We start from the raw sequence: 24121 nt of genomic DNA, 5'->3' as shown, positions 1-24121 counted from the left end.
TATTCCCTATTCTCGAATCCCGGCGCCTACTGCTCCAGCCGGTAAGCGCTCAGGTCGCCCTTGATGTTCTGTACCACCAGGATGCCGTCGGCCACGATCGGAGCGCCCTTGACGGCGGCGCGACCGGCGCGGGTGCGCGCCGCCAGTTCGCCGTTATCGAGCTTGAGCCAGTGCAGGTAGCCGTCGAAATCGCCGACCACGGCGTGGCCGTCCTGCACCGCTGCCGAGCTGAGGTTGCGCCGTGCCAGGACGTCCTGCTGCCACAGGGCCGAACCGCTGTTCTTGTCCAGCGCCCAGACGGTTCCGGCCGGGTCCGCGACCACCAGGCGATCGGAGCCGAGTCCGATGCGACCGGCGCCACCGCGGTCGCTGGACCACAACGGACGGCCGCTCGGCGCTTCGATCGCCATGGTCTGTTGCTTGTAGCTGCTGGCGTACAGCGTGGCCTCGTCCAGGACCGGGCTGCCATCGATGTCGGTCATGCGTTCCAGGTCGGTCCGGCCGTCGGGCTGGCCGACCGCCTGTTCCCAGACGGGACGACCATCGGCGAGGCCGAGCGCGACCACGGTGCCGTCGTCGTTGCCCACGAACACGTAGCCCGGACCGAGCACCGGCGCGTCGTTGCCGCGCACGGTGAGCGGCGGCAGGTCGCGGGCCCAGAACCAGCGACGCTCGCCGCTGGCCGCATCGAAGGCGGTGACCCGGCCGTCGTTGGAACGCACGATCACCGTCCCCTGCCCGACCGCGGGCGCGGCGATGACCTCGTTGCCGACCTCGGCGCGCCAGCGTTCGCTGCCGCTCTCCGCGTCCAGCGCCAGCACGTCGCCTTCCAGGCCGCCGGCCACCACCAGGCCCTCGCCGGCACCGGGACCGCCGGAGAGTCGGAGGTCGGATTCGTGGTGCCAGAGCGTGGCGCCGCTCTGCAGGTCGATGGCGCGCACGCCGCCCTCGATCGCGGCGGCATAGACGCGGCCGTCGGCCACGGTCGGAGCCTGTCCGGCACCGATCCGCTTCTCGCCCTTGCCCGCAGAGGCCGTCCAGATCCGCGACACCGAAACCGACGCGGTGAAATCGGTGAGTTCGGCCGGATCGGTGGTATTGACCTTGTCGTCGTCGCCATCGAACCAGCCACGGATCGTGCTGCAACCCGACACCGCAACCGCGCACAGCAGTACCGCGGCGGTGCGCAGCAGCAGGGAATGTGGCTTGATCTTCGCTGGCTTCATCAAATGGTCTCGGGCTGGGACGGCTTGCCGCCGGCTTGGGTGAGCTTGAGTTCGACCAGGCGGCGCTGCGGCGCCGCGACGTCCATCCGTCGCAGCGCTTCCTCGTAGGCCCCTCGCGCCTGGTCGCGTTGTTCGAGCGCGAACCGGGCATCGCCCAGCGTTTCGAGCCCGGTGGCGTCGGCGGCGTCCGAGAGCAGGGTCGCCGCTTCCTGCGCCTGTCCCGCATCGATCAGCAGTTGCGCCAGGCGCTGACGGCGGATCGGCTCGAGCGCGGGATCGGCGCCATCGGCAGCCTGCTGCAGCGTGGCGATGGCGGCCTCGCGGTCGCCGGCCTCGAATTGGGCCTTGGCCAGGTCGAATGCGATCAGGGCGCCGTAGACGCCGCCCTTCCGCAGCTCCTGGGCCTGGTTCCGGGCGGCGTCGAGATCGCCGGCCTGGATGCTCGCGAGCGCCGCTTGATAGTGTTCGCCGGCCTGTACGCGCTCACCGTGCTGGTGCCGCTGCCACCACTGCCAGCCACCGATCATGCCCAGCCCGAGCACCACGCCGGCAAACAGTCCGAATCCGTTGCGCCGCAGCCATTCGCGGACGCGTTCGCCCTGTTCGTGTTCGTCGAGAAGTTCGATCGCCATACTGTCTCTCGCCCTGCGCGCCGGGCGCGGGCCCTGTCATGGGAAACGGGCCCGCTGCCGGGCCCGTGTCTGCGTGTCGCGAACCCGCGTGGCGGGTCGTGCCGGACGTTACTCGGTCGCTGGTGCGAGCGAACCGTCAGAGGATACCGTAAAGCGCGCGACGTTCGCTCGCTGATAGGGCGTCATATCCTGAACGCGGCCATACCGGCGCACTTCGACCGCGCCGGCATTGCCAAGCACGATGCGCCCCACTTCGCCGTCCGCGTAGCTGCGGCGTTCGCCGGCCCGGACCAGTGCCTGCTCCAGCGAACGGCCTTCGGCCGACTGCACTTCCACCCAGCTGTCGTCGCTGAACTGCAGCGTCAGCGCCGCTACCGGGGGCTGCTGCGGTTCCGGCTTGCGGATCTGGGACTTCCGGCTCTGGATCGGCGTCAGCGAAGCGACGAAAGGCTGCTGCTCGGCCTGCGACGCAGACGATCGCCCCGGAGCGGCGGCCGCGGCGCCCCGATCGGGGTCGATATCGAGCGATGCGGTTTCCTGGGGATCGCTGTCCACGTGCTGGCGCGTCACCATCCACACCGGCACCGCGATCGCGGCGGTGATCACGACGTAGACCAGGCGGCGCGCCGCCTGTTCGGCGAACCGCTGCAGCGGGGACGTAAAGGTGCGTGGCTCGAGCTGCGCCGGCTGGATCGGAATGGATGCCTGCGCCGGTACCAGCGCATCGGCCGGCAGGCCGAGTGCCCGCGCATAGCTGCGCAACTGTCCTCGGACGAATACGGGCGCCCCCAGACGGCCCCAGTCCTCGGCCTCGAGCGATTCGACGACCCGAACCGGAACGTGCATTTTTGCTGCCACATCGGCGATGTCCAAGCCGGCGGCGGCGCGCGCCTCACGAAGGCGATCGCCGCAGCCCTGCTCGGGCATGCCTGCATTCGCTGCAGAAGTCATGGTTGCCTGCTATCCCCGGGTTGTGCGGACAACGCCTGCGGGAACTCCTTCCCCAAACGCTGACGGTAGCGATCGGCGGCGGCCCTGTCGCCGAGTCTTTCCTCGATTTGTGACGCCAGTAGAAGAACGTCGGCCGAAGCCGGTGCCGCGGCGAGGCGGCGCTGCGAAAATGCGCGTGCTTCCAGGTAACTCCCCTTACGGTACTGGTATTCGGCCATCGCTGACAACGCCACCGCGTTGGTCGGCTGCAGCGAGAGCGCTGCGCGCAGGTCGCGCTCGATCCGCCCGGGTTGCCCGGCCGCTTCGGCGCAGGCACCGGCATTGGCCAACGCGGAGGCCGGTTCGGAGTATCCCGGCGCGGCCAAAGCCCTGTCGAAATACGCCATCGCCTCGGCGGCCCGCCCGTTGCCGCACAGCCAGGCACCGTAGTTGTTCTGCGCACGGCCGCTGGCCGGCGCCAGCTCGGCGGCCTTGGCGTAATAGCCGCCGGCCTCCTGGCTGCGTCCGCGCCGCGACTCGAGCAGGGCCATCAGGGTCAGCGCCTCCGGGTCGCCCGGATCGGCCTTGAGCGCCTCGCGGAGCAGCTTTTCGGCAGCATCGGGTTCGCCGTTGGCGAGCGCCTGCCCGGCCCGGGCCAGGCGCAGGCGGTTCTCGGATCGACGCCGGCTCTCGGCGGTGCCGCTCACGTCGTACCGCGGCGCGACCTGCTCGGAGTCGCCGCGCCTGGCGCTGGGTTTGACGAACGACAGGCGCGAACACGCCGTGGAAAGCAGCACTGCCAGCAGGCCCAGCACCAGTGCGCTACGCAGCGGCATCCGCCTCTCCCCCCCGGGTGGCAAGCCGCTTGCGAAACTCCGCCTGTCGCCGGGTCCGGTCTACGACCTGCCCCTTGAGCTGGCCACAGGCGGCGTCGATGTCGTCGCCGCGGGTGCGGCGCACGGTCGTCAGCACCCTCGCGTCCTGCAGGAGTTTCTGGAATACGCGGATGTCGGTCTCCGGCGAGCGCTCGAAGCGGGTGCCGGGGAACGGATTGAACGGGATCAGGTTGACCTTGGCGGCGTCCTTCATCTGCACCGCGTTGTCGAAGCCGCGCATCAGCCGCGCCAGCTGGCGCGCGTGCTCGGGGCGGTCGTTGACGCCCTTCATCATCGTGTACTCGAACGTGATCGAGCTGCCGCGCTTGCGCAGCACGTAGCGCTGGCACGCGGCCATGAGCTCGGCCACCGGGTACTTGCGGTTGAGCGGCACCAGTTCGCTGCGCAGCGCATCGTCGGCGGCGTGCAGCGAGACCGCCAGGGACACGTCGCTCACCTCGCCCAGGCGGTCGATCATCGGCACCATGCCGGCGGTCGACAGGGTGACGCGCTTGTTGGCGAGGCCGTAGCCGAGGTCGTCGCGCATCACGCTCATCGCGCGGACCACGTTGTCGAAGTTCATCAGCGGCTCGCCCATGCCCATCATCACCACGTTGGTGAGCTTGCGCACGCGGTGCGGGACATTGCCCAGGTGCCGCGCCGCCACCCAGACCTGACCGATGATCTCGGCGGTCGAAAGATTGCGGTTGAAGCCCTGGGTGGCGGTGGAGCAGAACTGGCAGTTCAGCGCGCAGCCGACCTGCGACGACACGCACAGGGTGCCGCGCCCCTTGTCGGGAATGAACACCGTCTCGATGGCGTTCTTGCCGTCCATCGCCAGCAGCCACTTGTGGGTGCCGTCGGTGGAGGGCTTTTCGAACTGGATCTGCGGCACGCGGACTTCGGCATGCGCCTCGAGCTTGGCGCGCAATCCCTTGCCCAGGTCGGTCATTTCGTCGAACGCGGTGACGTGCCGGTGGTGGATCCACTTCATCACCTGGTGCGCGCGGTAGCGCTTCTCGTCGAGCGTCTCGACGAAGAAGCGTTCCAGGCCCGCGCGGTCGAGCTCGAGGAGGTTCTGCTTCGTCTCGCCGGCGGATGCCGCAGCCGCCCCGGCGTCCGCTTGCGGACGCCGCGACGCAGGCCCCGGAATGGTTCCGGACCCTGCGAAAGACGGCTGGACGATGAAGTCGCTCATTGCACGATGTGGTTCGATCAGCGCGAGAAGATTTCGTTCGGCTCGAAGAAGTACGCGATTTCCTGCGCGGCGGTTTCGGCCGCGTCGGAACCGTGCACGGCGTTGGCGTCGATCGAATCGGCGAAGTCCGCGCGGATGGTGCCGGCGGCGGCTTCCTTCGGATTGGTCGCGCCCATCAGTTCGCGATTCTTCGCGATCGCGTCCTCGCCCTCGAGCGCCTGGATCGTCACCGGACCGCTGCTCATGAACTCGACCAGGGCATTGAAGAACGGACGCTCGCGATGCACGGCATAGAAGCCCTCCGCCTCCGCGCGGGACAGGTGCTTCATCTTCGCGGCGACGATCTTGAGGCCGGCTTTTTCGAAACGGGAGTAGATCTCGCCGATGACGTTCTTGGCGACGGCATCGGGCTTGACGATCGAGAGGGTGCGCTCCAGCGCCATGGAATGTCTCCGGTGAGGCGGGCGGCTGCTGTGAGCGACCCACATTAACATGAAAAACCCGTGATGTGGCACGGGTTTAGCCGAACTGGCTAGCGGGAATTCTAACCGATCCTCACGGTCTGCAGAACCCGTTTCGCGCTGAAGACCGTCCGGTCGGGACGGCTGGAGCAGCCGGGACTGGGGATTGGGGCCGGGTCAGGACTCGGAAGAGTCTGACCGCGTTGCTCGCCATCCCAGCGCACGCTGGGATCCATGTTGCTGTTGCCTGTTCAAATGCAATCTCAAAAGCAACTGCAAGATCAAAATGGATCCCAGCCTGCGCTGGGATGACGGGGCCTCAAGCCCTTTCCGGGCCCCAAGCTCCGGTGTCCGGGTTTGACCCGCACAAGCGATCCCCCTACCATCAAACAAGCGTTTGATTCAGCCGCTCCGGAGCGCCGATGCCCGCCACCCAGTTCTCGACCAAGGAACGCATCCTCGGTGCCGCCGAGGAGCTCTTCGCCCAGCAGGGCTTCAGCGGCACGTCGCTGCGCCAGGTCACCACTCGCGCCGACGTCAACATCGCCGCGGTCAACTACCACTTCGGCAGCAAGGAGAACCTGGTCAACGAGGTGTTCCGGCGGCGCATGGACGAGATGAGCACGCAGCGGCTATCGATGTTGCGCAAGGCCCAGGAGGAACACCCCGGCGGGCTGGAGCCGGTGCTCGCCGCCTTCGTCGAGCCGGCCCTGGCGCTGGCGGGTGACCGCAATGGCGGCGGCGCCTTCATCCGGGTGATCGCGCGTGCCTACGCCGAGAAGAACGACGGCCTGCGCGCCTTCCTGTCCGAACGCTACGGGCACGTGCAGCGCGATTTCGCCCGCGCCCTCGCCGCCTGCCTGCCGGACCTGTCGAAGGAGGAACTGTACTGGCGCCTCGACTTCCTGGCCGGCGCACTGACCTACGCGATGGCCGATTTCGGCCTGATCAAGCGCCCGCACGGCATGAACGAGAAAGCCCACCGCCGCCGCGCCGCGCAGGAACTGATCCGCTTCGCCGCCGCCGGATTCAAGGCATAAGGGATTTTGGCCGCGAATTGACGCGGATAAACACGGATAAAACCTTTGTTTTCAATAAGACACATGCCTTATCTAAAGTCTCCACGTAATTAGCAAGCCCGCCAGGGACGCTCCCCCACTCTGCATCGCCTTATCCGCGCTCATCCGCGTCAATCCGCGGCAAGAAATAAATTAATACAAGGAGTTACGAAACATGTCTGAAAAACTGCTGGTACGTCGCGCCGCGGTATTGGGTGCCGGGGTGATGGGGGCGCAGATCGCCGCCCACCTCACCAACGCAGGGGTCGACACGGTGCTGTTCGACCTGCCCGCGAAGGAAGGCGACCCCAACGGCGTGGTGATCAAGGCGATCGCCAATCTGGGCAAGCTCAGCCCCGCCCCGCTCGCCGGCAAGTCGCTGGCCGGACGCATCGTTCCCGCCAACTACGACAGCGGGCTGGAACTGCTGCGGGACTGCGACCTGGTGATCGAGGCGATCGCCGAGCGCATGGACTGGAAGCAGGACCTGTACCGCAAGATCGCCCCGCATGTCGCCGACCACGCGGTGCTGGCCAGCAACACCTCGGGCCTGGGGATCAACGCACTGGCCGACGTGCTGCCGGAGCAGTTGCGTCACCGCTTCTGCGGCGTGCACTTCTTCAATCCTCCGCGCTACATGCACCTCGCCGAGCTGATCCCGGCCACGGCCACGGACACGTCGGTGCTCGAAGGACTGGAGGCGTTCCTGACCACCACGCTCGGCAAGGGCGTGGTCTACGCCCGCGACACGCCGAACTTCATCGGCAACCGCATCGGCGTGTTCTCGATCCTGTCGACGATTCACCATACCGCGGCATTCGGGCTCGGTTTCGACGCCGTCGATGCGCTGACCGGCCCGCTGGTCGGCCGACCGAAATCGGCGACCTACCGCACCTCCGACGTGGTCGGCCTGGACACGATGGCGCACGTGATCAAGACCATGGCCGACACCCTGCCCGACGATCCCTGGCACCGTTACTTCAAGGCGCCGGCCTGGCTGCAGGCGCTGATCGACCAGGGGGCGCTGGGGCAGAAGGCCGGCGCCGGCATCTTCCGCAAGGCCGGCAAGGAGATCCAGGTGCTGGACCTGGAGAAGCAGGATTACCGGCCGGCAGACAAGGACGCGGCGGCGCCCGAGGTGGTCGAGATCCTCAAGACGAGGAACCCGGCCGAGAAATTCGCCATGCTGCGCGCGAGCGAACATCCGCAGGCGCGCTTCCTGTGGGCGGCGTTCCGCGACCTTTTCCACTACAGCGCCTACCACCTGGCCGATATCGCCGAGACCGCGCGCGACGTCGACCTGGCGATCCGCTGGGGCTATGGCTGGTTGCTGGGCCCGTTCGAGACCTGGCAGGCGGCCGGCTGGAAGCAGGTGGCGCAATGGATCGCCGAGGACATCGCCGCGGGCAAGGCCATGAGCGACGCGCCGCTGCCCGGCTGGGTGCTGGACGGCCGCGACGGCGTCCATGGCGCGGACGGCAGCTTCAGTCCTGCGCGCGACGCGTCCGTGCCGCGTTCGTCGTTGCCGGTCTACCGGCGCCAGCGCTTCCCGGATCCGCTGCTCGGCGAATCCTTCCCGCAGGGCGAGACGCTGTTCGAGAACGACGGCATCCGCCTGTGGACCGACGGCGACGGCATCGGCGTGGCCTCGTTCAAGACCAAGCTGCACACCGTCAGCGACCAGGTGCTGGACGGCCTGCAGGAGGCGATCGGGATTGCCGAGCGCGACCTGCGCGGCCTGGTGATCTGGCAGCCGAAGGAGCCCTTCTCCGCCGGCGCGGACCTTGCCGGCGCGCTCGGCCTGCTGCAGGCCGGCAAGGTCGACGCGTTCGAGGCGATGGTCGCCAACTTCCAGGCCACCAGCCAGCGGATCAAGTACGCGCTGGTGCCGGTGGTCGCGGCGGTGCGTGGCCTGGCGCTCGGCGGCGGCTGCGAGTTCCAGATGCACAGCGCGCGCACGGTCGCGGGGCTGGAAAGCTACGTCGGCCTGGTCGAGGCCGGGGTCGGCCTGCTTCCGGCCGGCGGCGGCCTGAAGGAGCTGGCGGTACGCGCCGCGCGCGCGGCCGGACCCGGCGGCGACGTATTCGCGGAGTTGAAGTCGGTGTTCGAGACGGTGGCGATGGCCAAGGTGTCCACCTCGGCGGTCGAGGCCAGGGAGTCGGGGTTGTTGCGCAGGGACGATCCGGTCGTCTTCCATCCGCACGAGCTGCTGCACATCGCGCGACAGCAGGCGCTGGCGCTGGCGGAGAGCGGCCATCGCCCGCCGCTGCCGGAACGTGCGGTGCAGGTGGCCGGCGACGTCGGGATCGCCACCTTCAAGATGATGCTGGTCAACATGCTGGAGGGACGCTTCATCTCGCCGCACGACTACGAGATCGCCACCCGCATCGCCACGGTGCTCTGCGGAGGCGAGGTGGATCGCGGCGCCACGGTCGACGAGGACTGGCTGCTGCGGCTGGAGCGCGAGCACTTCGTCGCCCTGGCGCAGATGCCCAAGAGCCAGGAACGCATCGCGCACATGCTCAAGACCGGCAAGCCGCTTAGGAACTGAGAATAGGGAATGGGGAATAGGGAATGGGGAAGAGCAAGACCCCGCCCTACCCCCTTCCCTCCCCCAAGGAAATTTCTGCCGGAGGTGTGGAGCGCACCGGACAGGGTGAAGCGCTTTTGCGATTCCCCATTCCCCATTCCCCATTCCCGGCTTTCGGAGAAAGCCCATGAAACAGATCCAGGACGCCTACATCGTCGCCGTCACCCGCACCCCGGTGGGCAAGGCCCCGCGCGGCGCGTTCCGCAACACCCGCCCCGACGACATGCTGGCGCATGTGCTGAAGTCGGTCGTTGCGCAGGCGCCGGGCATCGACGTGAACCGCATCGAGGACGCGGTGATCGGCTGCGCGATGCCGGAGGGCGAGCAAGGCATGAACGTGGCGCGCATCGGCGTGCTGCTGGCCGGCCTGCCGAACACCATAGCCGCGCAGACCATCAACCGCTTCTGTTCGTCTGGGTTGCAGGCGGTGGCGCTGGCCGCCGACCAGATCCGTCTTGGCAACGCCGACCTGGTGCTGGCCGGCGGCACCGAGAGCATGAGCATGGTGCCGATGATGGGCAACAAGGTGGCGTTGTCACCGAACGTGTTCGCGAACGATCACGTCGCCATCGCCTACGGCATGGGCATCACTGCCGAGAAGGTGGCGGAGGAATGGAAGGTCTCGCGCGAGGACCAGGACGCGTTCGCGCTGGCCTCGCACCGCAAGGCGATCGCCGCCATCCAGGCGGGCGAGTTCCGGGACGAGATCACCCCGTACGAGGTGATGTCGCATGTCCCCGACCTGGCGGGCAACACCATCCAGCTGCGGAAGACGCACGTCGACACCGATGAAGGCCCGCGCCCGGATTCCTCGGCCGAGGGACTGGCCAAACTGCGCCCGGTGTTCCGCAACGGCCAGTTCGGCGGCACCGTCACCGCCGGCAACTCGTCGCAGATGAGCGACGGCGCCGGCGCGGTGCTGCTGGCCTCGGAACAGGCGGTCAAGGACTACGGCCTGACGCCTCTCGCGCGCTTCGTCAGCTTCTCGGTGGCGGGCGTGCGCCCCGAGGTGATGGGCATCGGGCCGATCGCGGCGATCCCGAAGGCGCTGAAGCAGGCCGGGCTGACGAAGGACCAGATCGACTGGATCGAGCTCAACGAGGCCTTCGCCGCGCAGGCGCTGGCGGTGATCCGCGACTCGGAGCTGGATCCGGACAAGGTCAATCCACTGGGCGGCGCGATCGCGCTCGGCCATCCGCTCGGCGCCACCGGCGCGGTGCGCACCGCGACCATCGTCCACGGCTTGCGCCGCCGCAGGCAGAAGTACGGCCTGGTGACGATGTGCATCGGCACCGGCATGGGTGCGGCGGGGATTTTCGAGGCGCTGTAGCCGAACCGCGGGCCGGCGCATCGGCGAACGGAATGGGAGCGCGGCACCGGCGACGTCATTGGCGTCGCCGTGTTCCCTGCAGTGACGACGCATCCATGCGTGACGGGGTTTTCGGACGGTCCCGGTGCCGCCCGCCTTCCCTGCCGCAGCGTGCCCGCCGCGCAGCGGGCCTCACTCCAGTTCGCGGACGCCGAGTTCGTCCAGAGCGCTCTGCATCATCGCCGCGGCGGCTTCGCTCAGCTTCTCATGGTCGAGCGCGTAGCGGATGGTGGCCTCGATCAGGCCGATGTGGGTGCCGCAATCGAAGCGAGTGCCCCGGAACCGGTAGGCGTGCACCGCCTCCTCCGCGAGCAGCGCCGAGATCGCGTCGGTGAGCTGGATCTCGCCGCCGGCGCCGGGCGCCGTCGACTCGAGCAGCGCGAAGATGCGCGGGTTCAGCACGTAGCGGCCGACCACGGCGAGAGTGCTCGGGGCATCGGCGGGCTTGGGCTTTTCGACCATCGCCCGGATGCGGCCCTGCCGGTCGGCGAAGTCCTCGGTCGCGACGATGCCGTAGCTGTCGGTCTTGTCGCGCGGCACGTCCTGCACCGCGATCATGCTGGCGCCGCTGGCTTCGGCGGCATCGGCCATCTGGTTCAGCGCGCCGGGGCCCCGGTTCCAGATCAGGTCGTCCGGCAGGATCACCGCGAACGGCTCGTCGCCGACCACCGGCTTTGCGCACAATACGGCGTGACCGAGCCCGAGCGCCTCGGTCTGGGTCACGAACACCGCGCGCACGTGCGGCGGCAATGGATTGCGCACCACCTCCAGCTGCGCCAGCTTGCCGGCCTTCTCCAGCTTCTCCTCGAGTTCGTAGGCCTTGTCGAAATAGTCGGCAACCGCGTGCTTGTAACGGTTGGTGACGAAGACCAGCGTATCGCAGCCTGCCTCGATCGCTTCGTCGACGGCATACTGGATCAGTGGCCGATCGATGATCGGCAGCATTTCCTTGGGGACGGTCTTGGTGGCGGGGAGGAAGCGGGTCCCGAGACCCGCGACGGGAAATACGGCTTTCCGGATTCTTCGGCTCATATACCTGCTGTCATGTCCTTCTTGCATGTCGCGCGGGGGAGGCGACGACGGCCACCGCCTGCTGGTCGCCGTTGTCGGGTTTGCGGCATGAGTTCGGGACCCGATTCGCGCAGCACCTCCGCCATGCCCTCAGGATCGTATTCGACTCATATCTCCGCTGTCACGACCTTGCTTGCATGTCGAGCGAGGAAGGCGACGACGGTCACGTCCTTCTTGCATGTCGGGCGGGAAAAGCGACGATCGTCGCGGCCGGCTGCTTGCCGTTGTCCTGCTGCGGCATGAACTCGGGGACCGACTTGCGCAGGACCTGTGCCAGGGTCATGAGATCGTAGGTGCCGATCGCCTCGCGCAGCCTCGCCGTCGCGTCGAATACGTCCTCCTGCATGATCTCGCGTGCCTCGGCCTGCAGGATCTTCGGATGCGCGGTTGGGCGATAGCATTCCTCCGCGTGGAACAGGGTCTCGTGCAGCTTCTCGCCCGGCCGCAGTCCGGTGTAGATGATCGCCACGTCCCGCTCCGGATGCTTGCCCGCCAGCCGGATCATCTGCTCGGCCAGCAGCCGGATCGAAACCGGTTCGCCCATGTCCAGCGTGTAGATCGCATGCCGCGACCCGATCGCCGCGGCCTGCAGGATCAATTGGCAGGACTCGGGGATGGTCATGAAGAAACGGGTCACCTCCGGATCGGTCACGGTCACCGGCCCCCCGCTGCGGATCTGTTCGCGGAACAGCGGCACCACGCTGCCCGCCGAGTCGAGCACGTTGCCGAAGCGCACCGTGACGAAGCGCGTCGACTGCGGATCGGAGTGCGCCTGGCACACCATTTCCGCCAGGCGCTTGGTGGCGCCGAGCACGTTGACCGGGTCGACCGCCTTGTCGGTGGAGATCAGCACGAAGGTGGCGACGCCGGCCGCTTGCGTTGCGCAGGCCACGGTCTCGGTCGCCAGCACGTTGTTGCGGACCGCCTCGCGCAACTGCGCCTCCAGCACCGGTACCTGCTTGTAGGCGGCCGCGTGAAAGACGGCTTCCGGCGCGGACAGCGACAGCGCGTAGCGGATCACGGCGGGATCGCCGCAATCGCCCAGCACCGGCACGCACTGGATCTGCGGGAAATCCCGGTGCAACTGCGCCTCGATGGTGGTCAGGGCGAGTTCGTCCATCTCCACGATGGCAATCTGCCGTGCGCCGTGGCGGGCGCACTGGCGACACAGTTCGGCGCCGATCGAGCCGCCGCCGCCGGTCACCAGCACGCTGCGGCCGCCGAGCCAGCCTCGGATCGACTTCCAGTCCGGCGTCACCGGCTTGCGCCCGAGCAGGTCCTCGATCGCGACCTCCTTCAGCTCGCCCGGCAGCGAGCGCCCCTCGAGCAGGTCGTCCAGGCGCGGCACCGTCCGGAACGGCAGGCCGGTCTCCTCGCACGCGGCCACGATCCGCCGCATCGACGAGGCGTCCAGCGAGGGCATGGCGATGATCAGCAGCCGGGCCGCGGTTTCGGGGGCGATCCGGGCGACGTCGCTGACCCGCCCCAGCACCGGCACGCCCTGCAGATGGCTGCCGTGCAGCTTGGCCGCATCGTCCAGGAAACCCACCGCCTGATAGGAGCCCGCACGGCGCAGGTCGCGCAGCAGCGCTTCTCCGGCCTGGCCGGCGCCGAGGATCAGCACGCGCACCGACGTCTGGTCGGTACGGTTGAGGCTGTAATCCTTCCAGCTGCGGTACAGCAGGCGCGGCATGCCCAGGAGCGCGGTCAGCACGATCGGGTACAGCACCAGCACGGTGCGCGGCACCTGGTCCAGCCGGTTGTACAGGAACAGCGCCAGCAGGATCGCGAACAGCCCGAACAGGCTCGCCTTGAGAATGTTCAGCAGGTCCGGAACGCTGGCGAAGCGCCAGACGCCGCGGTACAGGCCCACCCGCCACAGCACCAGGCCCTGCGCGAGCAGGATCAGCGCGATCTCGGTCGACCACAAGGACAGCGGCGATGCGAACGGGTGGATCGACAGCCGGAACTGGTGCAGGCCGATCCAGCACAGCCACACCATGAACAGATCGTGCGCAATGATGCCCGCGCGAGGCAAGGTGATAGCCGCCCGATCCTTCCAGCGCTTCATCGTTATTCTTTTTCCTTCAGGCCCGTGCGGTGGGTGCCGTCTTGCAGGGCTATCCAGATCCATCCCCCTGCCAGATACCACGCAACGGCGAGTGCAATGATATACGCAGTGTCAAGCCGCCATGCGGCGAGCATCGCCAGGACGCTGCATGCGCTCCAGGCGGCGTACGCAATCGTGACCGGCGGATGCCGCCCGATCCGGCGCGACCATCGCTGATAGGCATGCTGCACATGGGCTCTCCACCACGGCTCGCCACGCAGCATGCGCGAGCCCAATGTGAGGGTCGCATCAACGAGGAACGCCGACAGTGGCAGCGCCAGCAGTGGCCAGCGGCCCGGCGCATCCTCCTCCCCGCCGGCCATGGCCAGCACGCAGACGCACGCCAGTCCATAGCCGAGCGCACCGCTGCCGACGTCGCCGAGAAAGATCCGCGCACGCGGAAAATTGAAGGGAAGGAACCCGAGGCAGGCGACGGCCAGGCTAAATGCCAGCCAAACGACGGCGCCGCCCGTACCATCGAGGTGGGCCAGCAGCGCATAGCCAAGCGCGGCGATCGCCGCCTGGCTCGCCGCCAGGCCATCGATCCCGTCCATGAAATTCCAGACGTTGACCAGCACCAGGGCGGCGGCGAATCCGATCGCGGCCAGGAGGGCACCACCGTCCGACTGCAGGACAGCCGTCGCCAGCATGGCTGCAGCGACGGCGTGCACAACCAACCGCAGCCACGGCGAGAGCGGCCGGTGATCGTCGATCCAGCCGATCGCCGCCACCAGCAGGACGCCGCCGCCCGCGACCAGCAGCAGTGTCCGCTGCCCGGGATATCGCAGCGCCAGCAGCGCCAGCGCGGCCAGCAGCGAAGCCACGATCGCGATCCCGCCGCCGCGTGGCGTGGCGATGGCGTGACTGCGCCGTTCACCGGGCTCGTCGAGCAGCTTGCGGTGCAACGCATAGCGGCGCGCCGCCCAGGTACCGAGCATCGCGAGCGCCAGGTGCAAGGCGAGCCAGGCGCCGGGACCGGCGAATGGGTCCACGTCAGGCATCCTCGGCGGGCGGAAACGCGGTCGTGTCCGGCAGGCGTCCGGAACCGGCGTGGTCGCCCGGCGGAGCGGATCTTGTCCCGCTACCGCGGCCTCCCGATTCCACCCTGCCGCACGGGCTACACCACCGCATAGTTCAACAGCGGCTTGATCGTGCCCCATTCCTTGCAGCTCGGGCATTGCCAGTGGTGACTGCGGGCACCGAAGCCGCAGCGGCTGCAGCGATAGCTGGGATTGCGCACCAGCAGCTGGTCGGTGATGTGCTTGAGGTCGTGCAGGGTCCGGCCGGTATCCGCGCCCTCGTCGGCGAGCGTCAGCTCGATCAGCGCGGCCTCCCCCCGCACCGAGGGCCGGTCCTTGAGCTGTTCGGCCAGATAGGCGCGAGCGTGTGCCACGCCCTGCTCCGCCTCGAGCAGCCGCGCCAGCGCCAGCACCGGCGCGATGCCGCGGTAGTGCTCGGTCATCTCGGCCAGGAACGTGCGTGCGCCGGGTGCGTCGCCGATGCGGGCGTAGGCCGACAGCAGCGGCGGCAGGATTTCCGGGAGGAAGTCGGTGTCATGCCGTGCCGCCCGCTCGAAGGCGCGGATCGCCGCGGCGTCATGGCCGGCCTCCAGTTCGATCCGGCCCTCGAGAATGCCGGCGCGGACCGACTTGGAATCGGCCGCGTAGGCGCGCGCGACGGCGGCCAGGGCGCCGTCGACGTCGCCCGAAGCGCGCAGGCGCTCGGCCAGCTCGCACTCGAAATGACCGACCAGCTTGCCCATCGGCTCGCCGGTCGCGGCCTCGAAGCGGGTGGCGTTCTCGATCGCCTTGGGCCAATCGCGTTCGGCCTGGTAGATGCTGATCAGGTGCCGCAGCGCCTGCGGCGCGCGCTGGTCGAGCTTGGCCAGGTCGGTGAACACGGTCTCCGCGCGATCCAGCAGCCCGGAACGCATATAGTCCTCGCCCAGCGCCAGCAGCGCCTGCACCTTCTGCTGGTCGTTCAAGTCGGGGCGCTGCACCAGGCCCTGGTGCAGGCGGATCGCGCGGTCGACCTCGCCGCGACGCCGGAACAGGTGCCCGAGCGCGACCTGGGTCTCGAAGGTTTCCTTGTCGAGTTCGGCGATGTGCAGGAACAGCTCGATCGCCTTGTCCGGCTGTTCGTTCAGCAGGTAGTTCAGGCCGCGGAAGTAGGTGGTCGACAAGCGGCTGACCTGGGTGTCGCTGTGGCGTTCGCCGCCGCGACGGCCGATGACCCAGCCGCTCAGGGCCGCGATCGGCAGCAGCAGGAAAAACCAGAACCATTCGGTGACGAAGGCCATCGGGTCAGGCTCCGTGTCCGGGATCGGACGGAGGTAGCGCGGACGCGCCGGCCTGCGGCGCCTGCGCGCGCCGCAGCCGCTGCCGCAGCGGCAGCACGACCGACACGGCCAGAATCAGGCCGCCGATCACCACACCGCAGAGCAACGCCACCAGCAGCGTCACGCCGAGGCTGGCGTACAGGGTGATCCATCCCAGGGCGATCGAGACCGTCTGCGGATTGAGCGCGCCGACCAGGATGCCGGCGACCAGGCACAGCACGGCGATGAGGATCCGGAGCAATCGCATGATCCGTTCAGCTTACCCGAAATGCAGCGGCTCCCAGCGGAAGCGACGGAAGCCGCGAGATCGCGGACTGCCGCAGGAAATCGCGACTTCCGTCGCTCCCATTGGGAAGCTTCATGAAGCCCCGGGCGATCGCCCGGGGTCGACCCTAGTCCTCCGGCGGGATCGGCACGACATCGCTGACGCGTTCGCGCAGTTCCTTGCCGGGCTTGAAGTGCGGCACATGCTTGCCCGGCAGCGCCACCGCGTCGCCGGTCTTGGGATTGCGGCCGGTGCGCGGCGGCCGGTAGTGCAGGGAAAAACTGCCGAAGCCGCGGATCTCGATGCGCTCGCCGTGGGCGAGCGAGCCGCCCATCATTTCCAGCAGAGACTTCACCGCCAGATCGACATCGTCGGCCTTCAGGTGGGCCTGGCGCTCGGCCAGGATCTCGATCAGTTCCGACTTGGTCATGGACACCGTATTCCGCATCGCGAAGCGGTCGGCGACCCGGCCGTGGCCGGATCGCCGACGCGCGGGCTCACTCGGACTTGTTGCCTTCCAACTGCTCGCGCAACAGGGCACCCAGCTTGGTCGTGCCGCTGGAGGCTTCCGCCGCCACCTTGTTGTACTCGGCGAGCGTCTGCGCGGTCTCGGCCTCGTCCTTGGCCTTGATCGACAGCTGCAGCGTGCGGCCCTTGCGGTCCATGCTCACGAACTTGGCCTCGATAGTGTCGCCCACCTTCAGGTGCTGGGTGGCGTCGTCGACGCGCTGGTCGCTGATGTCGCGCGCGGCCACGTAGCCTTCCACGCCCTCGGCGATATCGATCATCGCCCCCTTGGCGTCGACCTCGCGGACGGTACCGCTGACCTTCGAGCCCTTCGGATGCGAAGCCATGAACTGGCCGAACGGATCCTGCTCCATCTGCTTGACGCCGAGGCTGATGCGCTCGCGCTCCGGATCGACCGCCAGCACCACCGCCTGCAGGGTGTCGCCCTTCTTCAGGTTGCGGGCGACGTCGTCGCCGCTGGTGTTCCAGCTCATGTCGGACAGGTGGATCAGGCCGTCGATGCCGCCGTCCAGGCCGATGAACACGCCGAAGTCGGTGATCGACTTGATCTGGCCCTCGACCTTGTCGCCCTTCTTGTGGATCGCGGCGAAGGTCTCCCACGGATTCGAGGTGACCTGCTTCATGCCCAGCGAGATGCGGCGACGCTCCTCGTCGACGTCGAGCACCATGACCTCGACCTCGTCGCCGACCTGCACGACCTTCTGCGGGTTGACGTTCTTGTTGGTCCAGTCCATCTCGGACACGTGCACCAGGCCCTCGACGCCCGGCTCGATCTCGACGAACGCGCCGTAGTCGGTGACGTTGCTGACCTTGCCGAACACGCGGGTGTTGGACGGATAGCGGCGGGCGATGTTGTCCCACGGATCCTCGCCCAGCTGCTTGAGGCCGAGGCTGACGCGGTTGCGCTCGCGGTCGTACTTGAGCACGCGCACTTCCAGCTCCTGGCCCACTTCCACCACCTCGGACGGATGGCGCACGCGCCTCCAGGCCATGTCGGTGATGTGCAGCAGGCCGTCGATGCCGCCCAGGTCGACGAACGCGCCGTAGTCGGTGAGGTTCTTGACCACGCCCTTGAGCACGGCGCCCTCGACCAGCTTCTCGAGCAGCTGCTCGCGCTCCTCGGAATGCTCGCTCTCGACCACCGCGCGGCGCGAGACCACCACGTTGTTGCGCTTGCGGTCGAGCTTGATGAGCTTGAACTCGAGTTCCTTGCCTTCCAGGTACACAGGGTCGCGCACCGGGCGCACGTCGACCAGCGAGCCGGGCAGAAACGCGCGGACATCCTTGATGTCGACGGTGAAGCCGCCCTTGACCTTGCCGCTGATGCGGCCGGTGACGGTCTCGTTCTTCTCCAGCGCCTCTTCCAGCTCGTCCCACACCATGGCGCGCTTGGCCTTCTCGCGCGACAGCACGGTCTCGCCGAAGCCGTTCTCCAGCGCGTCCAGCGCCACCTTGACGGTGTCGCCCTCGGCGACGTCGATCTCGCCGTCGTCGTTACGGAACTGCTCGATCGGCACGATGCCTTCGGACTTCAGGCCGGCGTTGATCACCACCACGTCGCTGCGTACCTGCACCACGACGCCGGTGACGATGGCGCCCGGCTTCAGCTTGGCCAGATTGCCCTGGCTCTGTTCGAACAGTTCTGCGAATGATTCGGTCATTTGTCGGTTACTCGGTTGATGACTCAGACCGCGGCGGCGCGATGTCCATGGAACTTCGGCTGCGCGCGGCGGTCCACCCGTTTGTCGGCCCTGCGGGATTGCGTATGGCCGTGAGTGTTGTAGTGAACAGAAAAATCCACCGGCACGCCACAAGGTGCGCCGGTGGGACGATCTGCTGCGGATCCGCGCCGGGAGCGATGCCGACGGAGCCGGCGGCCGCGAATCGCGGTTACGGTTCCATCAGCGCCAGCACCCGGTCGACGACCGTTTCGATGCCCAGGCCGGTAGTGTCGATGCGGACGGCGTCGTCGGCCGGCCGCAGCGGCGCCACCGCGCGACTGGCGTCGCGGGCGTCGCGGGCGAGAATCTCGCGCAGCAGACCGTCCAATGTAACCGAAACCCCCTTGTCCTTCAACTGCTTATAGCGCCTTTCGGCACGCTCCTCGGCGCTGGCGGTCAGGAACACCTTGCGGCCGGCATCCGGGAAGATCACCGTTCCCATGTCGCGGCCGTCGGCGACCAGCCCCGGGGCACGGCGAAAGGCGCGTTGCCGCTCCTTCAGTGCGAAGCGCACCTCCGGGATGGCGGCGATCGCCGAAGCCGCCGCGCCGGCGGTTTCGGTGCGCAGTTCGTCGGTGGCGTCGACGCCGTTGACGATCACCCGCGGCTCTCCATCGGCCTCGCGGAAGCCGATCTCGGTATCGAAGGCGCAGCGCACCAGCGCCGCGGGGTCGGCAAGATCTAGGTCCGCCCATCCCGCCGCGACCCCGATCGCGCGGTACAGCGCGCCCGAGTCGAGGTAATGCCAGCCCAGCCGCCCGGCGACGGCACGGCTGATGGTGCCCTTGCCCGAGCCGGACGGGCCGTCGATCGTGAGCACGGGGATGGCGGCGGTATCGGGCATGGGCATGGTCGCTGGCGTGGGGGCCCTATTATCGGTGACGGGGCAAACGAGAAGGGGCGACTTTCCGGACTGACGGAAGTTGTTGATTCGATGGCATTGAACCCTGTAGCATTGCGGGTTTGATTCCGCCATCACCGTTTCGAGGTTGCATCATGAAGGTCCTGTCCTCCCTGAAGTCGGCGAAGACCCGCCACCGCGACTGCAAGGTCGTTCGCCGTCGCGGCAAGGTCTTCGTGATCTGCAAGTCCAACCCGCGTTTCAAGGCCCGCCAGCGCTGAGGCACGGGCGATGCCCGATCGGCAGCCGGTGACCCGGCCGCCGGACGACAGACGGGGCCGCAGCGATGCGGCCCCGTTCGTTTGTGCGCACCGCCTCGCCGCGGGAACCGCCATCTGCTTACAATCGGCCGTCCATCCGAGGAGCCGCGCCATGAACCGTCCTTTCCGAGTCCTGCCCCTGCTGGCCCTGCTGGCGATCGCAGGCACCGCATCGGCAGAGGTCCTGCTGATCGAACGCACGCAGGCGCAGCACGAGTCTGCCCTGCCCTCGCGCGGCATGCGCATGGCCGACGTGGAGGCCCGTTTCGGCGCCCCGGGCGAGCGCCTCGACCCGCGCGGCGGCCAGAAGCGGCAGTGGCCCACCATCAACCGTTGGGTCTACCCCGCCTTCACCGTGTACTTCGAGCGCGACCGGGTGGTCGACGCCGTCCTCAATCAGGCCGCCAGCAACGAGGTCGGGCCGAAACCGGCCATCCGTTAAGGACCCGCGCAGGCGTTCTCCCGTGCCGGGCGCCGGCACGTTCCCGAACGAAGATCCAGACAGCGATCCGATGACCGAAACCGCAGTGCGTTTCCCCGCGGAGTGGGAGCCCCAGGCCGCGGTGCTGATTGCGTGGCCGCATGCCGGCACCGACTGGTCGGCACGGCTGGCCGAGGTCGAGGAGACCTATATCGCGCTGGTCGCGGCGATCGTCCGCTTCGAGCCGGTGCTGGTCTGCGTCGCCGACGAGGACGTCGAGGCCTACGCCCGCGCGCGGCTGGCATCGGCGCGTGTCGACATGACCCGGGTACGCTTCGCCGAGATCGAGTACGACGATACCTGGCTGCGCGATTCGGGTCCCGTGACCCTGCGCGACGGCGACGGCTTCCGCCTGCTGGATTTCCGCTTCACCGGCTGGGGCGGCAAGTTCGAGGCAGGCCGCGACGACCGGCTTGCGGCGCGGCTGCACGAACTTCCGGAACTTTCTGGGAACTTCCTGCAAGCAATTGATTTTGCCCTGGAAGGGGGCGCGATCGAGACCGACGGCGAAGGAACGCTGCTAACCACCTGGCGCTGCCTGCACGAGCGCCATCCGCAGCTCGGGCGGGACGTGCTCACGCAAAAGCTATCCGGCTGGCTGCGGCAGGACCGGGTGCTCTGGCTCGAGCGCGGCTACCTGGAAGGCGACGATACCGATGCCCATATCGATACCCTCGCCCGCTTCGCCGCGGCCGACGCCATCGTGTTCCAGGCCTGCGACGATCCCGAAGACCCCCACTCCCCCGAACTGCACGCGATGGCCGGGGAACTGGCCGCGCTGCGCACGCGCGACGGCCGCCCCTACCGCCTGTTCCCGCTGCCCTGGCCGCGGCCGATCCACGACCGCGATCACGACGGCGACCGCCGCCTGGCCGCGTCCTACGCCAACTTCCTCATCGTCAACGGCGCGGTGCTGATGCCGGCCTACGGCGATCCTGCCGACGCCGCGGCGCGCGACGTGCTGGCGCAGGCATTTCCGGACCGCGAGATCGTCCAGGTGCCTTGCCGCCCGCTGATCTGGCAGAACGGCAGCCTGCACTGCATCACCATGCAGCTGCCGGCGGGCAGCCTGGCGTTGTAACGGGCCTCGAACGGGACTCGGGAAAGGGCTGAGGATCCGTCATCCCAGCGCAAGCTGGAGGCGCTTTACAACAGCCGAAGGCTGGTCATCCATGTTGCCGTTGCCTGTTCGAATGCAACTTCAAAAGCAACGGCAAGATCAAAATGGATCCCAGCTTGCGCTGGGATGACGAACAAAAGCGGCCAAGCTCTCCCGAATCCCGAATCCCGAATCCCGAATCCCGAATCCCGAATCCCGAATCCCGAATCCCGAATCCCGAATCCCGAATCCCTAGTCACATTCCGCACCCCGCATCGCCTCGCCCCTACAATTGCCACGCCGGTCCGCCACACACGACCCCGCCATGACAAAAAACCCCCCATTGCCCGTCGCCCTGGTCCAGGAACGCAACCACGGCACCGCCGAGGCCAACCTGGCCGTCATCGAGGAGCGCGTGGCCGAGGCCGCCGGGCGCGGCGCGCGCCTGGTGCTGCTGCAGGAACTGCACAACGGCGCCTATTTCTGCCAGCACGAATCGGTCGACGAGTTCGATCTCGCCGAGCCGATCCCCGGCCCGAGCACGCAGCGCCTGTCGGCGCTGGCGCAGCGCCACGGCGTGGTGCTGGTGGGCTCGCTGTTCGAGCGCCGCGCTGCCGGCCTGTATCACAACACCGCGGTGGTGTTCGAAGCCGACGGCTCCATCGCCGGCACGTATCGCAAGATGCACATCCCCGACGATCCCGGCTATCACGAGAAGTTCTACTTCACCCCGGGCGATCTCGGGTTCCGGCCGATCGACACCTCCGTCGGGCGGCTGGGGCTGCTGGTGTGCTGGGACCAGTGGTATCCGGAGGCCGCGCGACTGATGGCGCTGGCCGGCGCGGAACTGCTGCTGTATCCGACCGCGATCGGATGGGATCCCGGCGACGACAGCGCCGAGAAGCGGCGCCAGCGCGACGCCTGGATCCTCAGCCATCGCGGCCATGCCGTGGCCAATGGCCTCCCGGTGCTGTCCTGCAACCGCGTCGGCCACGAGCCGTCACCGCTCGGCGCGGCCGGCATCGACTTCTGGGGCAACAGCCACGTGCTGGGGCCGCAGGGCGAGTTCGTCGCCGAGGCCGGCGGCGAGCCGGAGATCCTGCTCGCCGAGATCGATCTCGGGCGCAGCGAGCACGTGCGCCGGATCTGGCCGTTCCTGCGCGACCGCCGGATCGATGCGTACGCCGACCTGCTTCGGCGCTACATCGACTGAGACGCGCAAGCCCCGGGCCGACGACCCGGAGGGCCGCCCGACTGCCGTTCGACCTGCCGGCCTGCCGGCCAAGCGAATATCCGCATGGCGATGGCCGTTTCGGCCTGCCGTCGCGGGCGCTTGCATGAAACGAACGATCGTGCTTTATTGTGGACATGAGCACGACATCCACTGCCGGAAAAGGTGCCTCCACCCGGGAGACGATCCTGGGGCGGGCCTACGTCCACGCCTGCGTCAACGGCCTGGAGGGTCTGACCATCGGCACCCTCGCCGACCAGGTCGGGATGTCGAAGAGCGGCGTCTTCGCTCATTTCGGCTCGCGCGAGGACCTGCAGCTGGCAGTGCTGGACCATGCCGGCGAGCGCTTCGTCGCCCAGGTCCTACTGCCGGCGCTGAAGGCGCGACGCGGGCTGCCGAGGCTGCGCGCGATCGTCGCGGCCTGGATCGACTGGGTGCGGCACAGCAGCGACGGCGGTTGCCTGTTCCTGGCCGCGGCCAGCGAGTACGACGACCGCCCCGGGCCGCTCCGCGATCGCCTGCTGGCGCATGAGACGCGCTGGCGCGCGGAACTGGCCCGCGCCATCCGGCTCGCCGTCGACAGCGGCGAGCTGCGCGCCGATACCGATGCCGACCAGCTCGCTTTCGAGATCTACGGTCTGGCCCTGGCAGTGCACCACGACGCCGGACTGTTCGGCTACGAGGCTTCCGCGAAGCGCGGCCAGACCGCCTTCGAACGCCTGATCCGCTCCACCGCCAACCACTGACCCGACCGGAGATGCCGCGATGGCTTCCGTACCCGCAACCCCGCACTCCATATTTAGCACGAACGTTCGATTTCGAACGAGCATGTTGATGCTGCGCGTCGCGTTCCTGTCGGGCAGCCTGCTGCGCCCACGGGCCACGGCACGGCGCGCCGGCGAACTGTTCGGCACTCCGCTGGCCAGCAGCCGCACGCGCGCTGCGGCCATGTCCGATCACGGCGCCAGCGAGTCCTGGCTGGAAACAGCTGGCCGGGGGGAAGTTGACTGGGGAAAAGTTGACTGGAAACAGGAAGGACAGCGCATCCGTGCCTATCGTTGGGGCGACCCGCAGGATCAGCCCTATGTGCTGTTTGCACACGGCTGGTCCAGCCATGGCACGCGCTTCGCGAGGTGGATCGGGCGCCTGCGCGCCGCGGGATACGCGGCGGTCGCCTTCGACCAGCCGGCGCACGGCAGGAGTCCGGGCCGGTCGGCGAACCTGCCCGTCTTCACCGATACGCTGCACGCGGTCGCGCGCCACTTCGGGCCCGCGCAAGCGGTGGTCGGACATTCGCTCGGCGCCGCCGCCGCCGCGGTCGCACTGGCACAGGGACTGGCTGCGGAACGGGCGGTGCTGCTGGCGCCGGCCGCCGACCCGATCGATGCGTCCTACCGTTTTTCCCGCCAGATCGGCCTGCCCGGGCGCCTGTGCAGGGACATGATCGCGATGTTCGAGCGACAGATCGGCATCTCCATGGCCGAGCTGCAGGCCCAGCACATCGCGCCGCGGATCGGCAGGCCCGCGCTGATCGTCCACGACCTGGAGGATCGCGAGGTGCCATGGTCGGAGGGCGAGCGCTATGCGCGCCTCTGGCCGCACGCGCGCTTGCTGACCACGCGCCGTCTCGGGCACAACCGGATCGTCGACGACGACGGCGTGATCGACGCGGCGCTGCGTTTTCTCGCTGGCGGCACCGTCGGCGAGCGCATCGTCTCCTCGCCCAACCTGCCCTACGGGTTCGCCTGAACCCCGTCGCCGGCACGCTTTGCCGGCG

The 24121-nt window shown here is 68.2% G+C and carries 23 protein-coding genes; 9 read left to right on the top strand and 14 right to left on the bottom strand.

The window, feature by feature from the left end:
• Nucleotides 1-26: 26 nt before the first annotated feature.
• The 6 genes from bamB to ndk form a co-directional block, all read right to left on the bottom strand.
• Nucleotides 27-1211: an outer membrane protein assembly factor BamB gene (gene bamB / locus AB5T46_RS05005; RefSeq protein WP_370563101.1), complete on the bottom strand. Its 1185-nt coding sequence runs from the start codon at nucleotides 1209-1211 to the stop codon at nucleotides 27-29.
• Nucleotides 1212-1225: 14 nt separating this feature from the next.
• A complete protein-coding gene (locus tag AB5T46_RS05000) occupies nucleotides 1226-1858 on the bottom strand; it encodes a YfgM family protein (protein WP_370562756.1) in 633 nt (210 codons plus the stop codon).
• Between the two features lie 108 nt (nucleotides 1859-1966).
• Complete coding sequence (locus AB5T46_RS04995; RefSeq protein WP_370562755.1) at nucleotides 1967-2809, bottom strand: helix-turn-helix domain-containing protein; 843 nt, start codon at nucleotides 2807-2809, stop codon at nucleotides 1967-1969.
• The gene (gene pilW, locus AB5T46_RS04990; RefSeq protein ID WP_370562754.1) at nucleotides 2806-3624 is read right to left on the bottom strand and encodes a type IV pilus biogenesis/stability protein PilW; all 819 of its coding nucleotides are present in this window, start codon (nucleotides 3622-3624) and stop codon (nucleotides 2806-2808) included. Before pilW ends, AB5T46_RS04995 begins: the two co-directional genes overlap by 4 nt.
• Entirely contained in the window at nucleotides 3611-4861 is a 1251-nt protein-coding gene (gene rlmN / locus AB5T46_RS04985; RefSeq protein WP_370562753.1) for a dual-specificity RNA methyltransferase RlmN, read from the bottom strand. The genes pilW and rlmN overlap by 14 nt, the downstream gene beginning before the upstream one ends.
• Nucleotides 4862-4878: 17 nt before the next feature.
• Nucleotides 4879-5304, bottom strand: a complete 426-nt coding sequence (gene ndk, locus AB5T46_RS04980) for a nucleoside-diphosphate kinase (RefSeq protein ID WP_370562752.1) — start codon at nucleotides 5302-5304, stop codon at nucleotides 4879-4881.
• Nucleotides 5305-5744: 440 nt separating this feature from the next.
• Between ndk and AB5T46_RS04975 the strand changes: the two genes are divergently transcribed.
• The 3 genes from AB5T46_RS04975 (at nucleotide 5745) to AB5T46_RS04965 (ending at nucleotide 10300) form a co-directional block, all read left to right on the top strand.
• A complete protein-coding gene (locus tag AB5T46_RS04975; protein WP_370562751.1) occupies nucleotides 5745-6362 on the top strand; it encodes a TetR/AcrR family transcriptional regulator in 618 nt (205 codons plus the stop codon).
• Nucleotides 6363-6555: 193 nt separating this feature from the next.
• Nucleotides 6556-8931: a 3-hydroxyacyl-CoA dehydrogenase/enoyl-CoA hydratase family protein gene (locus AB5T46_RS04970; protein ID WP_370562749.1), complete on the top strand. Its 2376-nt coding sequence runs from the start codon at nucleotides 6556-6558 to the stop codon at nucleotides 8929-8931.
• Between the two features lie 166 nt (nucleotides 8932-9097).
• Nucleotides 9098-10300 (top strand): acetyl-CoA C-acyltransferase, encoded by a 1203-nt coding sequence (locus AB5T46_RS04965; RefSeq protein WP_370562748.1) that lies wholly within the window; start codon nucleotides 9098-9100, stop codon nucleotides 10298-10300.
• 171 nt (nucleotides 10301-10471) lie between these two features.
• On the opposite strand, the gene galU is transcribed toward AB5T46_RS04965, so the two are convergent.
• The 8 genes from galU to cmk form a co-directional block, all read right to left on the bottom strand.
• A complete protein-coding gene (gene galU / locus AB5T46_RS04960; protein WP_370562747.1) occupies nucleotides 10472-11371 on the bottom strand; it encodes a UTP--glucose-1-phosphate uridylyltransferase GalU in 900 nt (299 codons plus the stop codon).
• A gap of 202 nt (nucleotides 11372-11573) precedes the next feature.
• Nucleotides 11574-13481, bottom strand: a complete 1908-nt coding sequence (locus AB5T46_RS04955; protein ID WP_370562746.1) for a polysaccharide biosynthesis protein — start codon at nucleotides 13479-13481, stop codon at nucleotides 11574-11576.
• 2 nt (nucleotides 13482-13483) lie between these two features.
• Nucleotides 13484-14458 (bottom strand): MraY family glycosyltransferase, encoded by a 975-nt coding sequence (locus AB5T46_RS04950; RefSeq protein WP_370563100.1) that lies wholly within the window; start codon nucleotides 14456-14458, stop codon nucleotides 13484-13486.
• Nucleotides 14459-14637: 179 nt separating this feature from the next.
• Nucleotides 14638-15819, bottom strand: coding sequence for a lipopolysaccharide assembly protein LapB (gene lapB, locus AB5T46_RS04945; RefSeq protein WP_370562745.1), 1182 nt, complete (start codon nucleotides 15817-15819; stop codon nucleotides 14638-14640).
• 4 nt (nucleotides 15820-15823) lie between these two features.
• Nucleotides 15824-16105 carry a LapA family protein gene (locus AB5T46_RS04940; protein WP_370562744.1) on the bottom strand — a complete coding sequence of 94 codons (282 nt, stop codon included), beginning with the start codon at nucleotides 16103-16105 and terminating at the stop codon, nucleotides 15824-15826.
• Nucleotides 16106-16250: 145 nt separating this feature from the next.
• Nucleotides 16251-16553 carry an integration host factor subunit beta gene (locus AB5T46_RS04935; protein ID WP_370562743.1) on the bottom strand — a complete coding sequence of 101 codons (303 nt, stop codon included), beginning with the start codon at nucleotides 16551-16553 and terminating at the stop codon, nucleotides 16251-16253.
• A gap of 67 nt (nucleotides 16554-16620) precedes the next feature.
• Nucleotides 16621-18339 (bottom strand): 30S ribosomal protein S1, encoded by a 1719-nt coding sequence (gene rpsA, locus AB5T46_RS04930; RefSeq protein ID WP_370563099.1) that lies wholly within the window; start codon nucleotides 18337-18339, stop codon nucleotides 16621-16623.
• A gap of 202 nt (nucleotides 18340-18541) precedes the next feature.
• Nucleotides 18542-19216 (bottom strand): (d)CMP kinase, encoded by a 675-nt coding sequence (cmk, locus tag AB5T46_RS04925; RefSeq protein ID WP_370562742.1) that lies wholly within the window; start codon nucleotides 19214-19216, stop codon nucleotides 18542-18544.
• 152 nt (nucleotides 19217-19368) lie between these two features.
• Here cmk and ykgO point away from each other — a divergent pair, with 152 nt between their 5' ends.
• From ykgO to AB5T46_RS04895, 6 genes are all read left to right on the top strand, one after another.
• Nucleotides 19369-19494, top strand: coding sequence for a type B 50S ribosomal protein L36 (gene ykgO, locus AB5T46_RS04920; RefSeq protein ID WP_005913193.1), 126 nt, complete (start codon nucleotides 19369-19371; stop codon nucleotides 19492-19494).
• A gap of 151 nt (nucleotides 19495-19645) precedes the next feature.
• Complete coding sequence (locus AB5T46_RS04915; protein ID WP_370562740.1) at nucleotides 19646-19975, top strand: hypothetical protein; 330 nt, start codon at nucleotides 19646-19648, stop codon at nucleotides 19973-19975.
• Between the two features lie 70 nt (nucleotides 19976-20045).
• Nucleotides 20046-21095: an agmatine deiminase family protein gene (locus AB5T46_RS04910; RefSeq protein WP_370562739.1), complete on the top strand. Its 1050-nt coding sequence runs from the start codon at nucleotides 20046-20048 to the stop codon at nucleotides 21093-21095.
• A gap of 343 nt (nucleotides 21096-21438) precedes the next feature.
• On the top strand, nucleotides 21439-22326 hold the full coding sequence (locus AB5T46_RS04905; RefSeq protein ID WP_370562738.1) for a carbon-nitrogen hydrolase: 888 nt from the start codon (nucleotides 21439-21441) through the stop codon (nucleotides 22324-22326).
• 155 nt (nucleotides 22327-22481) lie between these two features.
• Entirely contained in the window at nucleotides 22482-23090 is a 609-nt protein-coding gene (locus AB5T46_RS04900; RefSeq protein ID WP_370562737.1) for a TetR/AcrR family transcriptional regulator, read from the top strand.
• 88 nt (nucleotides 23091-23178) lie between these two features.
• On the top strand, nucleotides 23179-24093 hold the full coding sequence (locus AB5T46_RS04895) for an alpha/beta hydrolase (RefSeq protein ID WP_370562736.1): 915 nt from the start codon (nucleotides 23179-23181) through the stop codon (nucleotides 24091-24093).
• Nucleotides 24094-24121: the final 28 nt, after the last annotated feature.

This window comes from Luteimonas salinilitoris (assembly GCF_041300785.1).
Classification (GTDB): domain Bacteria; phylum Pseudomonadota; class Gammaproteobacteria; order Xanthomonadales; family Xanthomonadaceae; genus Luteimonas; species Luteimonas salinilitoris.
The sequence above is the reverse complement of the archived record's forward strand: the minus strand, read 5'-3'. Positions and strand labels throughout refer to the sequence as shown.

Excerpts from the sequence above, each read along its gene's own strand:
- AB5T46_RS05000 (WP_370562756.1), bottom strand. The coding sequence starts at position 1,858 with ATGGCGATCGAACTTCTCGACGAACACGAACAGGGCGAACGCGTCCGC.
- AB5T46_RS04935 (WP_370562743.1), bottom strand. The coding sequence starts at position 16,553 with ATGACCAAGTCGGAACTGATCGAGATCCTGGCCGAGCGCCAGGCCCAC.
- AB5T46_RS04950 (WP_370563100.1), bottom strand. The coding sequence starts at position 14,458 with ATGCTCGGTACCTGGGCGGCGCGCCGCTATGCGTTGCACCGCAAGCTG.
- AB5T46_RS04940 (WP_370562744.1), bottom strand. The coding sequence starts at position 16,105 with ATGCGATTGCTCCGGATCCTCATCGCCGTGCTGTGCCTGGTCGCCGGC.
- AB5T46_RS04955 (WP_370562746.1), bottom strand. The coding sequence starts at position 13,481 with ATGAAGCGCTGGAAGGATCGGGCGGCTATCACCTTGCCTCGCGCGGGC.
- AB5T46_RS04905 (WP_370562738.1), top strand. The coding sequence starts at position 21,439 with ATGACAAAAAACCCCCCATTGCCCGTCGCCCTGGTCCAGGAACGCAAC.
- AB5T46_RS04965 (WP_370562748.1), top strand. The coding sequence starts at position 9,098 with ATGAAACAGATCCAGGACGCCTACATCGTCGCCGTCACCCGCACCCCG.
- ykgO (WP_005913193.1), top strand. The coding sequence starts at position 19,369 with ATGAAGGTCCTGTCCTCCCTGAAGTCGGCGAAGACCCGCCACCGCGAC.
- lapB (WP_370562745.1), bottom strand. The coding sequence starts at position 15,819 with ATGGCCTTCGTCACCGAATGGTTCTGGTTTTTCCTGCTGCTGCCGATC.
- galU (WP_370562747.1), bottom strand. The coding sequence starts at position 11,371 with ATGAGCCGAAGAATCCGGAAAGCCGTATTTCCCGTCGCGGGTCTCGGG.
- rlmN (WP_370562753.1), bottom strand. The coding sequence starts at position 4,861 with ATGAGCGACTTCATCGTCCAGCCGTCTTTCGCAGGGTCCGGAACCATT.
- pilW (WP_370562754.1), bottom strand. The coding sequence starts at position 3,624 with ATGCCGCTGCGTAGCGCACTGGTGCTGGGCCTGCTGGCAGTGCTGCTT.
- AB5T46_RS04995 (WP_370562755.1), bottom strand. The coding sequence starts at position 2,809 with ATGACTTCTGCAGCGAATGCAGGCATGCCCGAGCAGGGCTGCGGCGAT.
- AB5T46_RS04895 (WP_370562736.1), top strand. The coding sequence starts at position 23,179 with ATGCTGCGCGTCGCGTTCCTGTCGGGCAGCCTGCTGCGCCCACGGGCC.
- ndk (WP_370562752.1), bottom strand. The coding sequence starts at position 5,304 with ATGGCGCTGGAGCGCACCCTCTCGATCGTCAAGCCCGATGCCGTCGCC.
- cmk (WP_370562742.1), bottom strand. The coding sequence starts at position 19,216 with ATGCCCGATACCGCCGCCATCCCCGTGCTCACGATCGACGGCCCGTCC.
- AB5T46_RS04970 (WP_370562749.1), top strand. The coding sequence starts at position 6,556 with ATGTCTGAAAAACTGCTGGTACGTCGCGCCGCGGTATTGGGTGCCGGG.
- AB5T46_RS04910 (WP_370562739.1), top strand. The coding sequence starts at position 20,046 with ATGACCGAAACCGCAGTGCGTTTCCCCGCGGAGTGGGAGCCCCAGGCC.
- AB5T46_RS04975 (WP_370562751.1), top strand. The coding sequence starts at position 5,745 with ATGCCCGCCACCCAGTTCTCGACCAAGGAACGCATCCTCGGTGCCGCC.
- AB5T46_RS04915 (WP_370562740.1), top strand. The coding sequence starts at position 19,646 with ATGAACCGTCCTTTCCGAGTCCTGCCCCTGCTGGCCCTGCTGGCGATC.
- AB5T46_RS04900 (WP_370562737.1), top strand. The coding sequence starts at position 22,482 with ATGAGCACGACATCCACTGCCGGAAAAGGTGCCTCCACCCGGGAGACG.